The organism is Cypionkella sp. PAMC25878 (assembly GCF_058135695.1).
The window spans coordinates 3,187,102-3,200,456 of the sequence record NZ_CM176871.1; the positions used below are offsets into that span (position 1 = coordinate 3,187,102).

Here is a 13,355-nt window from a genome sequence, read left to right on the forward strand (position 1 = left end):
TGATCTTCCAGAAGATGACGATTGGCCGTTTGCTGACGGTGGCATCGCCGCCTATGAAACGGCGGCGGCCCCGACGCGGGCCTATGTCTTGCACCCCGATCTGAAATCGGTCAAATCACGGCGCTTGCCAGAACATGGGCTGGCCGAAGCCGTCAGTTTGGCCGCTGCCTTGCCCGGACTCGAGGTTCTGGGGGCCGAAGTCGTGCGCTTACCACGGGTGCAGCCAGGGACGTTGTTCGGTTCGGGCAAGGTCGAGGAATTGAAAGCCACCATGAACGGGCTGGAGATTGATCTGGTACTTGTCGATGGCCCGGTCACACCGGTGCAGCAGCGCAATCTGGAAAAAGAATGGGGTGTCAAGCTGTTAGACCGCACCGGTCTGATCCTTGAGATCTTCGCTGACCGCGCCCGCACCCGCGAAGGCGTGCTGCAGGTGGAACTCGCCGCACTGTCCTATCAACGCACAAGGCTGGTGCGGGCCTGGACCCACCTGGAACGCCAGCGCGGCGGTTTTGGCTTTGTCGGCGGGCCTGGCGAGACCCAGATCGAATCCGACCGTCGGGCGATTGATGATCAGGTCATCCGCCTGAAACGCCAGTTGGACCGGGTTGCCAAAACCCGCGAGTTGCATCGCGCATCGCGCCGCAAAGTGCCGTTCCCGCTGGTGGCGTTGGTCGGCTATACCAACGCCGGGAAATCAACGCTGTTTAACCATATGACCGGGGCCGAGGTTTTGGCCAAGGACATGCTGTTTGCCACTTTGGACCCAACCATGCGCGGCGTGGTGTTGCCGTCTGGCCGTAAAGTGATCGCTTCGGATACAGTGGGCTTCATTTCCGAACTGCCAACCCAACTGGTCGCCGCCTTCCGCGCCACCCTGGAGGAGGTGCTGGAAGCCGATCTGATCCTGCATGTGCGTGACATCAGCCACCCGGAAACCGCCGAACAGGCCGCCGATGTGGGCGATATTCTGACCTCTCTCGGCGTCAACAAAGCTGTGCCGATGTTTGAGGTCTGGAACAAACTTGACCTCGTCGATGCCAGCCAGCGTGAGGCTTTGACGGTGCAGGCCGCCAATCGTGCAGGGGTTTTTCCGGTTTCCGCGCTGACAGGGGAAGGCGTTGCGGAACTGCTTGAGGCGGTTTCAACCGCCTTTGAGGAAGAAAAATCGCAAGCGGTGCTGGCGCTCAGCTTCTCCGAGGGCAAGCGGCGCTCGTGGCTGCATGATGCCGGGATCGTGGTGGACGAGACCCAAGACGACGAAGGCTGGCGGATCACCGTCCTGTGGACCGAACGCCAGCAGGGGCGCTACCGCGAGCTCAACTGATACCCGAAGATAGCGCCGCAAGGATTTGTTATTGTGGTATTTCCGGCGTCAGGATCATGTCTCCAACCGCCCCAGCCCGCGCCAATTCCGGATCCAGTGACATCGGGATATACTCGCCGCGCCGCCACAATTCGCTGAGATCATCGTAGAACCGCGACAACGGATGCCCGGATTGTCCGGTGGCTTGGATGAACACCGAGGAATCTGGGTCGGCGAAATCGTAGACCCCGCGATAGCCGCCGGCATGGACGTTCAGATACGGGTTCGGCCCGGTGCCTTTGGTGCGGCCACGCAGCAAGGTGGTGTCGCCGCCAGAGGTCGATTGCCGGATATTCACGAAATAGCGCAGCACTGGCACATCGCCCAATACCGGGTGATCATGCGTCGCCTGATGCGCGTCACCCCAGCGCCAGCTTTCGATGTTCGGACCGTAAGTCTCGGATAACTCTAGCAAAGCCTGATCCAAGGCGATGCGTGCAATGTCGGTGCAGGTTTCAACAGCCGCCGATTGCACCACGTCGCACCAAACCGAAGCACCACCGATGTTGCGATACACCCGCTCAATGAACACAGGCTCAGGGTGGGTAAACTGATCGGCCAGAGGGCCAATTTCATCGCGGGTCAGTCGGTCCTGCAAGGCGCGCAGCCAAGCCTCGGCGATCAATGGTTCGGGCAGATGTTCGTTCATCTCACCGTTCCATTTTGCCATCAAATCCAATGCCTTCTGGCGCAGGCGTTCGGGCGTGCCTTCGGCGGCAGGCTCTCCGGTGAACCACAGATCGGCGCCGATCAGCGGCAGCAAATTGCGCGCTGTGGGTGAGACGGTATCCAGCTGCGCCTCGATGAAACTGTCGCGGGTGTGCACCTCGCGGGTTTTCATCAGTGCCAGCCAGCGTTGAATCCGTTGGGTGTCGCCCCAATCAAAACTGACATGCAGCGGGAAGGGGCGGTCGACAGTTTTGTTGTTGGTATTGCCCAGCAAGCCACTGGCCGGGTTCACAAATCGCGGATTGTCCTCATAGGGCAAAATCCCGGTCCAGCGGTTTTTGCCCTGCCAACCGGGCGCCGGCATCCGTCCTTGTGTGGCGTTCGAGGGATCACGCGCGGGCATCGCCCCGATGGTTTGCAGCGCGATTCCCTTCGCATCCGCCAGCATCAGGTTCTGCGATGGGGCGATAAAGCCTTTGCCCGCCTCAATCGCCTGATCGACCGAACCTGCCGACATCAGCTTCATCGCCGCCGTCATCGAGGTATCCGCCCCAGACAAAGCCGTCCATTCCAGCGCCGCAACCGAGCCCGCAGGGGTCACCGAGGCCAGATCGTAATGCGTTCCTGGCAGGATCGGCCCAGCCTCTGACCAGCGCAGGGTCAGCGTCACCGGATCTTCGCCCTTGATGTTCAAAATCGTCTGCCGCGAGGTGAATTTCTTCGGCCCTTCGGGTGTGAGGTATTCCTGTGAATTCTTTGGGTTCAGCTTTTCGATCACCACGTCCTGATCGTCGAGATAGCTAGAGGTCAGACCCCAGCCCAAGCGCTCAGACCGCCCGACCAGCACCAACGGCATCCCCGGAATCGTGCCGCCAATCACCCCGCCGGTTGGCAGTTGCAGCCGTGCCAGATACCAGATCGAGGGGGCCGTCAGCCCCAGATGCGGATCATTCGCTAGCAAACTGCCACCCGCCGCGGCCTTCCCCGGCATCGCCGCCCATGCGTTCGAGGCCCCGGCGAAATCGCGGGAATGGAACGGCGACAGCGGCGTGTCGAGATAGGCGGTCTTGATCGTAGCCTCCGGAAAAGCCCCCGGCATCAGGCTCGCGTAATCGGGCAAAGCGGCGACACCTTGGCCCGGATCATCGGGCAGAATATCGCTGAGACGCGCAGGCGGCAGCACCAGCGACATCTGCGCGCGCAATACCTCGTCCTCCAGATGAGAGGACAGCTGCAGCGCCATCAGCTTCAAGATCGACAGGCTATCGGCAGGCGACCATGCCGCGATCGCATTGGAAAAGAAGAAAAATTCCGGCGCGCCCCGACCACGCGCGCCGAGATTAACCTGCGAAATCCATGCGTTGACGCCAGCCGCATAGGCCTGCAGCGCCAAAGTTGTACGTTCGTCCTGCACCTTCACCGACTGTTGCGCCAGCCCGTAAATATCCAAGCGGCGCACCAATTCATCAATCTTCACCGTGCGTGCGCCGAAAATCTCCGACAGCCGCCCTTGCGCCGTGCGCCGTAGCATCGTCATTTGCCACAGCCGATCCTGCGCATGGGCGAACCCCAAGGCGAAATAGACATCTTCTTCGGTTTTACCGAAGATATGCGGCACGTCGTTGTTATTCCGCACGATTTCCACCGGGGCAGAGATGCCCTTCAGGGTGAAATCCTCGTTGTAATCCGGCAAGCTGCGGGTCAGCACATAATAGACCAACACCCCCGCCAGCAGCCCCAAAGCGATCAGCCCGGTGAAGATGCGCATAAGCCAGCGGAAGGCGGTCAACATAAGGCGGAGTCCTTGACGGCAGAGGTTGATTGCCTTCCTAGTCCAAAGCCAGAATAGGGGCAATGCAAGGCGGAAGATCATGGCAAAACTGGCGTTTTTGGGCCTTGGGGTGATGGGCGCGCCGATGGCGGGGCATTTGGCTGCCAAGGGCCATCAAGTCACGGTTTATAACCGTAATCCGGTGAAATCTGCCGCTTGGGTGGCACAGCATGGTGGGGCCTCGGCGGCTACCCCGCGAGAGGCCGCAAGTGGTGCCGCATTTGTGATGGCCTGTGTGGGCAATGACGACGATCTGCGCAGCATTTGCCTTGGGCCAGATGGCGCGTTTGCCGGCATGAATGACGCGATCTTCGTCGATCACACCACGGTTTCGGCGGCGGTCACGCGCGAGTTGTCGGCGATTGCCACGGGCCAAGGCCTTGGCTTCGTTGATGCTCCGGTCTCGGGCGGCCAAGCCGGGGCGGAGAACGGCGTGCTCTCGGTGATGTGCGGCGGCGCGCAGGCTGACTACGACAAAGCCGAGCCGGTGATCGCCGCCTATGCCCGGATCTGCCGCCGTCTGGGCGAAAGCGGGGCAGGGCAACTGGCCAAGATGATGAACCAGATCGCGATCGCGGGGCTGGTGCAGGGCTTGGCTGAGGCCTTGGCCTTTGGCGAGAAAGCAGGCTTAGATGGTGAGGCCGTGGTGGAAGTGATCAGCCAAGGCGCTGCCGGGTCATGGCAAATGGCCAACCGTCACAAAACCATGCTGGCCGGAAAATTCGATCACGGATTCGCAGTGGATTGGATGCGCAAAGACCTGAAAATCTGTCTGGATGCCGCCGACCAGATCGGAGCTTCCCTGCCGGTGACCGCTTTGGTCGATCAGTTCTACAAGGATGTGCAGCGGATGGGTGGCAACCGCAACGACACCTCCAGCCTGATCCGCCGACTGAAATAGGGTTAGCGAAAGCTGAACGAGGTCCGCTAACCCTTTGATCTTAAAAGCGAGTCCAAGCTGCCCCGTGTGGCAGCTTAGACGATAATCCGGGTATACTTCACCCCAGACAGCGTCGCCCCCGCCATCAAACCTTGCTGGCCGAACACGAAAGCGATCACCGGATCAAGCTCGGTGGTCTCTTTGCCAATCGAGCCGCCTTCCTCCGGGGTCGCATACCGAATATCGGCGCTGGCGGCCCATCCTGGCGAGCGGCGGAAATCCTGCAACGCCTGATCTGTGGTGAAAAACAGCATATGCGCGTATTGTTGCGCGCCAATCTGAAAGCCGATCGAGGCTTTGGTGGCCGAATAGTAATCCACCTTGGCGCCCTTGATCTCCAACACGCCGCGGCCATAAGCGCCGCCAAAGCCGAAGCCCGCCTCGGTCACCAAAGGCATCGTCAAAATCCCGCTGGAGCGGTTCGCCAACTGTTGGGTGCCCGGAAACTTGCCGAACAAATAGGCCTGCGTCTCGCGCACCCGCGCATCAATCTGCGCGCCGCCGTTCGAACCCACGCCATTGCCGACCACGGTGTTCTGGCAGGCCGAAACCAAACCCACTCCGGTCAGCGCCAGAAAGCCGCGTCTGGAAAAATTCGTCATATCCGCCCTCATGCCTCACAGGGGGTTCTGTGACCCCGTTGCCGTCACATTAGCGCGGTTGCAGCGGCTTGTCATCCCGCGCCTATTCAGGCAAGCGCCGCGCCGCCGAGCAACTTCGCCACCCGGGGCGCAAAATAGGTCAGGATGCCATCACAACCGGCGCGTTTGAACGCCATCAGGCTCTCAATCATCGCCTTGTCGCCATCAATCCAGCCGTTCTGCGCCGCAGCTTGGATCATCGCGTATTCACCCGAGACCTGATAGGCAAAGGTGGGCGCTCCGAACATCTCCTTCGCCCGCCGACAAATATCCAAATACGGCATCCCCGGCTTAACCATCACCATATCCGCGCCCTCGCGCAGATCGCGCTCGATCAGCCGCAGCGCCTCATCACTGTTGGCCGGATTCATCTGATAGGTCTTTTTGTCGCCCTTCAGCGCGCCCGAAGCCCCCACCGCATCGCGGAACGGGCCGTAAAACGCCGAGGCATATTTCGCCGCATAGGACATGATCGCCACATTGGTACGCCCTGCGACCTCAAGCGCCGCCCGGATCGCGCCAATCCGCCCGTCCATCATATCCGACGGTCCCAGAATATCCGCGCCCGCTTCGGCCTGCACCAAAGCCTGCCGTACCAAGGCCTGAACGGATTCGTCGTTCAGAATGATACCGTCCTTGACCAACCCGTCATGCCCAAGCGCGTTATAGGGGTCGAGCGCCACATCCGTCATCACCGCAATCTGCGGCACCGCCGCCTTGATCGCCCGAATGGCCCGGTTGGTCAGATTGTCCGGGTTCCACGCCTCGGCGCAGTCTTCGGTTTTCAGGCTGGGATCGGTGTAGGGAAATAGACAAATCGCTGGAATCCCCAAAGCTGCCGCTGCTTCAGCCGCCTTTACCACCAGATCCACCGACAAACGGTTCACCCCCGGCATCGAGGCCACCGGCTCGGACACTCCCACGCCATCGCGCACGAACACCGGCCAGATCAGATCGCCCACCGTCAGGGTGTTTTCCTGCACCAGCGCGCGCAAAGCGGGGGTGCTGCGCAGACGGCGGAAACGAGACTGCGGGGTCGGGGCGGAGATCGGGCGCATTGGTCTATCCTGAAGATGGCAAAAAGGCTTGCGGTTGTTGCCTCTGCCTGACATGGAAAGAGCGGCGTCTCAAGCAGACATTCGGGCGCAGGCCAAGGCAGGCTTAAGGCAGTGAGGGCTTAAGGTGAATTTGTATCAAGTCCTGTTTGAATTGATCGACATGCGGTCGTTTTCAAACTTGTGGTATTGGATCATGCTGGCGGTGATGTGGTCTTCGGCCAGCCATTGGGTGCTGGGCGTGCCGTTCGATCTGATCAGCCGTGCGCGGCGTCAAGGCGGCAGCTTGCAGGACGATCTGGAGACTTTGGTGCGGATCAACACCGGACGGATGCTTTTCATCGCGCAAACCGCTGGGGTCTGGCTGGTGGCGTTTTTGTGCTTCCTGTTGACCGCGCTGCTGGTTCTGGCGGTGTATTACAAAGTCGAATTCGCCCAAGCCGTGCTGTTCCTGATCGTGCCGATGAGCTTCCTGTCGATGCTGTCTTTGCGCACCGCTGGCCTGATCGTGAGTGGGGAGCATAGCGGTGAGGCTTTGCACCGTCGACTGATCCGTCACAGGATCGCCACGCAAGCGCTTGGCATGGTGTCGATTTTCGTGACCTCGATGTTCGGCATGTACGCCAATCTTTACATCGGCGTGTTGGGGTAGGCCATGGCGGGCGCTGACCGGATCATTCTGGGCGGCGCGCCCGAAGGCTATGACGCCAAGCTGCTGGCCCGCGAACTTGCGCGCGGTGCCCCGGTGATTCATGTTGCCCGCGATGACAAACGCCTAGAGGCGATGCGCGCGGCGCTGAACGTGATGGCCCCCAAAACCGTGGTGCTCGATCTGCCCGCTTGGGATTGCTTGCCCTACGACCGCATTTCGCCCAACCCCGAGATTCTAGCCCGCCGCATGTCGACCCTTGCGGCTTTGGCTTCGGGCTTTAACGGCCCGTTCGTGCTGTTAACCACTTTGAACGCCGCCATGCAGCGCTTGCCCGCGCGGTCTGTGATGCAAACCGCGTCTTTTGTCGCCCGCGTGGGAGATCACGTTGACGAAAAACAGCTGAAAGGCTTTCTGGCCCGCATGGGCTTTTCGCCCGTCTCGACCGTAGCCGAGCCGGGTGATTTCGCCATTCGTGGCGGGATTGTTGACATCTACCCGCCGGGCGAAGGCGGCCCGGTGCGCTTGGACTTCTTCGGCGACGTGCTGGATGGTGCCCGCCGCTTTGATCCCGTCACCCAGCGCACTACGGAAAAGCTGAAAGCGGTCGAATTCGCGCCGATGTCCGAGGTGATCCTCGACGATGCCGCGATCAGCCGTTTCCGCCAGAATTACCGTGTTGAGTTCGGCGCGGGCGGCTCGGATGATCCGCTCTATGAGGCCGTATCTGCTGGCCGCAAGCATCAGGGCATGGAGCATTGGCTGCCGTTCTTTCACGCAGGCCTTGAGACGATTTTTGACTACTTGCCAAAGGCTTCCGTGCTTTTGGATGATCAAGTCACCGCCGCCCGCCTGTCACGCTGGGAGGGTATCGCCGACCAATACGACGCGCGGCACGAGGCGATGAACGCCAAAGGCCGGATGGATTCGGTCTATAAACCTTCCGCGCCGGGTCTGCTCTATCTCGACGATACCGCATGGGAAGCCGCTGTCGCCGATCACCGCGTCGTGCAACTGTCACCGCTGCCACAAGCCCCGGGGCCGGGCGTGCTGGATGCACAAGGCCGCATTGGCCGCAGCTTCGCGCCAGAGCGCCAGCAGGAAAATATTAGCCTTTTCAGCGCTCTGTCAGCGCATATTAAAGCGCTATCTCAAGAGGCGCAGGTGGTGATCGCCTCGTGGTCTGATGGCGCACGCGAACGGCTCAAAGGGCTACTCGACGACCAAGGCCTGCACGGCGCAAAAGAAATCAAAGACTTCCGCGATCTGCCCGAAGGCCGCGGTGGCCTCTACCTGATGATCTGGGCGCTGGAGGCTGGCTTTACCGCCCCCGGCCTTGCGGTGATCTCGGAACAAGACGTTCTGGGCGACCGTTTGGTCAGCAAACCACGCAAAAAACGCAAGGCCGACAACTTCCTGCGCGAGGTCGACACCCTCAGCGTCGGCGATCTGGTGGTGCATGTCGAACATGGCGTCGGGCGCTATCTGGGCTTGGAAACCATCACCGCCCTCGGTGCGCCCCATGCCTGCGTCGCCTTGGAATATGCTGAAAACGCGAAACTTTATCTGCCGGTTGAGAATATCGAACTCCTTAGCCGCTATGGCCATGAAGAAGGTCTGCTCGACCGTCTCGGTGGCGGTGCTTGGCAGGCGAAGAAGGCGAAACTCAAGCAGCGCATCCGCGAGATTGCCGACAAGCTGATGCGCATCGCGGCTGAGCGCGCCCTGCGCCACGCGCCGATTCTTGAAGCGCCGCACAGTATATGGGAGGCTTTTGCCGCCCGTTTCCCCTATACCGAAACCGACGATCAGCTTTCCGCCATTGGTGATGTGGTGGCCGACCTTGAAAAAGGCAGCCCGATGGATCGCCTGATTGTCGGCGATGTAGGCTTTGGCAAAACCGAAGTCGCCATGCGCGCGGCTTTTGTGGCGGCGCTGTCGGGGATGCAGGTCGCGGTGATCTGCCCCACAACCTTGCTGGCCCGCCAGCACTACCGCAGCTTTGTCGAACGCTTTCGCGGCTTCCCGATCAACATCAAACCGCTCTCCCGGTTCGTCAGCACCAAAGACGCCAACATCACCCGTACCGAGATGGCCGAGGGCCGCGTGGATATCGTCATCGGCACCCATGCCTTGCTGGCCAAAGCCATCCGTTTCAAAAACCTTGGCCTGTTGGTGATCGACGAGGAACAGCATTTCGGCGTGACCCACAAAGAACGCCTGAAAGAAATGCGTTCCGAGGTTCACGTCCTGACCCTAACCGCCACGCCGATCCCGCGCACCCTGCAACTGTCGCTGACCGGGGTGCGTGACCTCTCGATCATCGCAACCCCGCCAGTCGACCGACTTGCGATCCGTACTTACATCAGCGAATTCGACACCATCACCATCCGCGAAGCCCTGCTGCGTGAGCGCTTCCGCGGGGGGCAAAGCTTCTACGTCGTCCCCCGTATCTCTGATCTGCACGACATCGAAGATTTCCTGAAAACCCATGTGCCCGAAGTCAGCTATGTCATCGCCCACGGCCAACTTGCGGCGGGTGATCTCGATGAGCGGATGAACGAATTCTACGACGGCAAATATGATGTGCTGATCGCCACCTCTATCGTCGAATCCGGTCTGGATATCCCCAGCGCCAACACGATGATCGTCCACCGCGCTGATATGTTTGGACTTGGACAGTTGTACCAGATCAGGGGCAGGGTGGGGCGCTCAAAAACCAGAGCCTATTGTTATCTCACCACAAAACCGCGTGCGCCACTGACACCGCAGGCCAACAAACGCCTACGCCTGATGGGCTCGCTCGATAGTCTTGGTGCGGGCTTCAACCTTGCCAGCCACGACCTCGATCTGCGCGGCGCGGGCAATCTGCTTGGCGAAGAACAATCCGGCCATATCAAGGAAGTCGGCTACGAACTGTATCAAGCGATGCTGGAGGAGACGATTGCCAAGATCAAATCCGGCGAATTGCAGGGGCTAAGCGCCGTCGATGATCAATGGTCGCCGCAGATCAACCTTGGCGTGCCGGTGATGATCCCCGAAGCCTACATCCCTGATCTGGATATCCGTTTAGGCCTCTATCGCCGCCTGTCCAGCCTTGCCACCAAGGTCGAGCTGGAAGGTTTCGCGGCCGAGTTGATCGACCGCTTCGGCCCAATCCCGAAAGAGGTCAACACGCTGATGCTGATCGTGCGGATCAAGTCGATGTGCAAACGTGCAGGCATTTCCCGCATCGACGCGGGCACCAAAGGTGCCACCGTGCAGTTCCACAACGACAAATTCGCCAATCCGGCGGGGCTGGTGGAATTCATCAAGGCACAAGGTCCAGCCGCCAAAATCAGCGGCAACAAGATTGTGCTGATGGGGGAGATGAAATCGGAATCCGACCGTATCAAGGGCGCGTTCAACATCGCCCGCGATCTGGCGGAAAAGATCGTCAAACCCAAGGGCTGACCCTTAGCCATGAAAAAGCGCGCCCGGTCAGGGGCGCGCTATCACAGATCGAACCTTGAGATCAGCGCTTGATCACCTGCATCAGCGCCAGCGCGCCTGCGACAAACACCGCCACCCCCGCCATCAGCGGCAAGGCCGTGCCGTCAAACATCAGCCCGACCGGCACCGCCAGCACCACCGAGGCTACGGTGGCCACCGAAGTCATCACCGAAGCCGCCAGCCCCGCGATGTGGCCGACAGGCTCCATCGCCAGCGCATTCAGGTTGCCCATCGTCATCGACATCATCGAAAAGAGGCCAATGCTCCAAACAATATGCAACGGAAACGCCAGAAGCTCTGGCATCGTGCCCGTAGCCATCAGCGCCAGCAGCACCACGGTCAGCGCCAGAACGCTTGCATAGGCCATCATGATCACCGGGCGCATCCCGATACGCATCACCACACGCGAGTTGATGATGCTGCCCGAAGCCGAACCCAAGGCGATGAAAGCAAACCACAGGGGAAAGCTTTCGGCACGGTCAAAGCGTTGCTCAAAGATGCCTTGCATCGAGGACAGGCTGGCAAACAAAGCCGCCATCGTCAGCGTCTGTGCCGCGATTGAAATCACCACAATGCGATGGGTGAACAATTCCTTCGTCGCCGCCACCAGCACGCCAAAATCCAAAGGGCGTCGGTGTTCCACAGCCAAAGTCTCATGCTGGCGCAGACCGAACCACAGCATGACCACCGCGACGATCAGGATGTAGACGAGGAAAATGCTCTGCCATCCCGCAATCGCAATGATACCTTGCCCCATCAACGGCGCGACCGCAGGCACCATGATAAACACCATCATCACAAATGACATGATCTTGGCCATCTCGCGGCCCTTGAACTGGTCACGCATGATTGCCATCGACACCACGCGGGCGGCAGCCACCGACATGCCTTGCAGCACGCGCGCGATCAGCAAAGTATCCAGCGAATTGGCAAAATAGCAGGCCAAAGCCGTCAACGCATAAAGCCCCGCACCCGCATAGATCACCGGCTTGCGCCCGTAAGCATCCGACAACGGCCCGACAAACAGCGTCCCCAGCCCCATGCCAAACACAAAACTGGTGATCACCAACTGCGCCCGGTTTGGCGCATCGGGCGACAAGGCCGCGGCGATTTCCGGCAAAGCGGGCAGCATGGCGTCAATCGAGATCGCCACCATGGCAAACAAGGCGGCCGTCAGGGCGATGAATTCGCCCTGTGAGATGCGTTTGGTCGGGGTCATTTCACTTACTTTCTTCGGCAGCCTTCGCCACCAATTCGTCGATCACCTGCGCCCAAACCTCGGGAGGTTGCGCGCCAGAGACGACATATTGTTGCGCGATCAGGAAGGTCGGCACCGCTGTGACACCCTTTTTGCGCGCATCGACATCGCGGGCGCGCAGATCGTCGATATCGGCATCGGTTGCCAACAGCCGCGCCACGGCCTTCGGGTCCATGCCGATTTCCTCGGCGATATCGCAAAGTTCCTCGCTATCGCCAATATCGCGGCCATCGCGCCAATAGGCCCGGAACAGTGCCGAAACCATCGCCGCCTGTTTGCCCTCGATCCCCGCCCAATGGATCATCCGATGCGCGTTCATCGTGTTCGGCAGCATCTCGGGCTTGTCGGGGTCCATCGCCACGCCCGCCTCTTTGGCAATCTGACGCAAGCGGTCATGGATCGCATCAACCTTGGCCTCACCGCCCAGACGCTTTACCAGATAGGGGCGCTTTTCGACGCCTTCCGCCGGCATATCGGGGTTCAACTGGAACGGATGCCAGGCGATGACAAACGGATGATCGGGATGCGCCGCCAAAGCGCGGTCCAGATGGGCTTTGCCGATCAGGCACCACGGGCAGACCGGATCAGAGAAAATATCAAGGCGGATCATTGCAGGCTCCGAAAGCTTCGCATCTGGCCCATTCAAACCGAATGGTTCAGTTAGATACCGCTAACAGCCCGCCGCCGCAATCCACCATCCACGCACAGTTGCGTTGCATTGGTTGCACGCAAGGCGGCCTTGCCGTAAGGAAAGCCCATGTCCAGCGATCCCAAACGCATGATCCGTATTGCCCGCGAAACGGGTCCCGACTCTGGCCAAACCGTGCCGGAGCCGCTGGATTTGGGCATCCGGGTGCGCGAGTTGCGCAAAGCCAAGGGCTGGACGCTGGAACAAGCTTCGGTGCAGGCGGGGCTGGCGCGCTCGACCTTGTCGAAAATCGAAAACGGCCAGATGTCACCAACCTACGAGGCGCTGAAGAAACTCGCCCTCGGTATGGGTGTCTCGGTGCCGCAACTGTTCACGCCCGCGCAAGCGCCGCAGGTGTCGGGCCGGATCGTGGTGACGAAATCCGGCGAGGGGCAGGCCCATGCCACCACCACTTATGAGCATGAACTGCTGGCCGGGTCGCTGACCAAAAAGCAGATGCTGCCCTACCGCGCCACCATCCGCGCCCGCGCGATGGAGGATTTTGACGGTTGGGTGCGCCATGAGGGTGAGGAATTTCTCTACGTCCTCACCGGGGTGATCCGGCTGTACACCGAGTTTTACGAACCCGTCGATCTGCGCCGGGGCGATAGCGCCTATTACGACGCCTCGATGGGGCATAATGTGATCAGCCTGTCGGAAGACGATGCGACCATTCTTTGGGTCACTTCGCTGGCCTAGGCCCTGACGCAAAGGCTTGACCTTGCGCTTTGATCCATATCACTGTCAGCCACCACCCTTGGGCTTA

Annotated in this window: 10 protein-coding genes; 5 read left to right on the forward strand and 5 right to left on the reverse strand. The window is 60.3% G+C overall.

Annotated features, from left to right (window positions below; genetic code table 11):
* Positions 1 to 43: 43 nt before the first annotated feature.
* Positions 44 to 1,327 (forward strand): GTPase HflX, encoded by a 1,284-nt coding sequence (hflX, locus tag ACS5RD_RS15670; RefSeq protein WP_489931391.1) that lies wholly within the window; start codon positions 44 to 46, stop codon positions 1,325 to 1,327.
* Positions 1,328 to 1,355: 28 nt separating this feature from the next.
* On the opposite strand, the gene ACS5RD_RS15675 is transcribed toward hflX, so the two are convergent.
* Positions 1,356 to 3,827 carry a penicillin acylase family protein gene (locus ACS5RD_RS15675; RefSeq protein WP_489928174.1) on the reverse strand — a complete coding sequence of 824 codons (2,472 nt, stop codon included), beginning with the start codon at positions 3,825 to 3,827 and terminating at the stop codon, positions 1,356 to 1,358.
* A 79-nt stretch (positions 3,828 to 3,906) separates the two neighbouring features.
* On the opposite strand from ACS5RD_RS15675, the gene ACS5RD_RS15680 reads away from it, so the two are divergent.
* A complete protein-coding gene (locus ACS5RD_RS15680) occupies positions 3,907 to 4,767 on the forward strand; it encodes an NAD(P)-dependent oxidoreductase (protein WP_489928175.1) in 861 nt (286 codons plus the stop codon).
* A 74-nt stretch (positions 4,768 to 4,841) separates the two neighbouring features.
* On the opposite strand, the gene ACS5RD_RS15685 is transcribed toward ACS5RD_RS15680, so the two are convergent.
* Together ACS5RD_RS15685 and hemB are read right to left on the reverse strand one after the other, a co-directional pair.
* Complete coding sequence (locus ACS5RD_RS15685) at positions 4,842 to 5,408, reverse strand: lipid-binding SYLF domain-containing protein (protein ID WP_054006184.1); 567 nt, start codon at positions 5,406 to 5,408, stop codon at positions 4,842 to 4,844.
* Between the two features lie 86 nt (positions 5,409 to 5,494).
* Positions 5,495 to 6,505, reverse strand: a complete 1,011-nt coding sequence (hemB, locus tag ACS5RD_RS15690; RefSeq protein WP_489928176.1) for a porphobilinogen synthase — start codon at positions 6,503 to 6,505, stop codon at positions 5,495 to 5,497.
* Positions 6,506 to 6,629: 124 nt separating this feature from the next.
* Here hemB and ACS5RD_RS15695 point away from each other — a divergent pair, with 124 nt between their 5' ends.
* Together ACS5RD_RS15695 and mfd are read left to right on the forward strand one after the other, a co-directional pair.
* Positions 6,630 to 7,154, forward strand: coding sequence for a component of SufBCD complex (locus tag ACS5RD_RS15695; protein ID WP_489928177.1), 525 nt, complete (start codon positions 6,630 to 6,632; stop codon positions 7,152 to 7,154).
* A gap of 3 nt (positions 7,155 to 7,157) precedes the next feature.
* Entirely contained in the window at positions 7,158 to 10,604 is a 3,447-nt protein-coding gene (gene mfd / locus ACS5RD_RS15700) for a transcription-repair coupling factor (RefSeq protein ID WP_489928178.1), read from the forward strand.
* Between the two features lie 61 nt (positions 10,605 to 10,665).
* On the opposite strand, the gene ACS5RD_RS15705 is transcribed toward mfd, so the two are convergent.
* Together ACS5RD_RS15705 and ACS5RD_RS15710 are read right to left on the reverse strand one after the other, a co-directional pair.
* Complete coding sequence (locus ACS5RD_RS15705; protein WP_489928179.1) at positions 10,666 to 11,862, reverse strand: multidrug effflux MFS transporter; 1,197 nt, start codon at positions 11,860 to 11,862, stop codon at positions 10,666 to 10,668.
* A 1-nt stretch (position 11,863) separates the two neighbouring features.
* Complete coding sequence (locus ACS5RD_RS15710; RefSeq protein ID WP_489928180.1) at positions 11,864 to 12,511, reverse strand: DsbA family oxidoreductase; 648 nt, start codon at positions 12,509 to 12,511, stop codon at positions 11,864 to 11,866.
* A gap of 147 nt (positions 12,512 to 12,658) precedes the next feature.
* Between ACS5RD_RS15710 and ACS5RD_RS15715 the strand changes: the two genes are divergently transcribed.
* Complete coding sequence (locus ACS5RD_RS15715; RefSeq protein ID WP_054006109.1) at positions 12,659 to 13,288, forward strand: helix-turn-helix domain-containing protein; 630 nt, start codon at positions 12,659 to 12,661, stop codon at positions 13,286 to 13,288.
* Positions 13,289 to 13,355: the final 67 nt, after the last annotated feature.

Excerpts from the sequence above, each read along its gene's own strand:
- ACS5RD_RS15680 (WP_489928175.1), top strand. The coding sequence starts at position 3,907 with ATGGCAAAACTGGCGTTTTTGGGCCTTGGGGTGATGGGCGCGCCGATG.
- ACS5RD_RS15685 (WP_054006184.1), bottom strand. The coding sequence starts at position 5,408 with ATGACGAATTTTTCCAGACGCGGCTTTCTGGCGCTGACCGGAGTGGGT.
- ACS5RD_RS15710 (WP_489928180.1), bottom strand. The coding sequence starts at position 12,511 with ATGATCCGCCTTGATATTTTCTCTGATCCGGTCTGCCCGTGGTGCCTG.
- hemB (WP_489928176.1), bottom strand. The coding sequence starts at position 6,505 with ATGCGCCCGATCTCCGCCCCGACCCCGCAGTCTCGTTTCCGCCGTCTG.
- ACS5RD_RS15675 (WP_489928174.1), bottom strand. The coding sequence starts at position 3,827 with ATGTTGACCGCCTTCCGCTGGCTTATGCGCATCTTCACCGGGCTGATC.
- mfd (WP_489928178.1), top strand. The coding sequence starts at position 7,158 with ATGGCGGGCGCTGACCGGATCATTCTGGGCGGCGCGCCCGAAGGCTAT.
- ACS5RD_RS15715 (WP_054006109.1), top strand. The coding sequence starts at position 12,659 with ATGTCCAGCGATCCCAAACGCATGATCCGTATTGCCCGCGAAACGGGT.
- ACS5RD_RS15705 (WP_489928179.1), bottom strand. The coding sequence starts at position 11,862 with ATGACCCCGACCAAACGCATCTCACAGGGCGAATTCATCGCCCTGACG.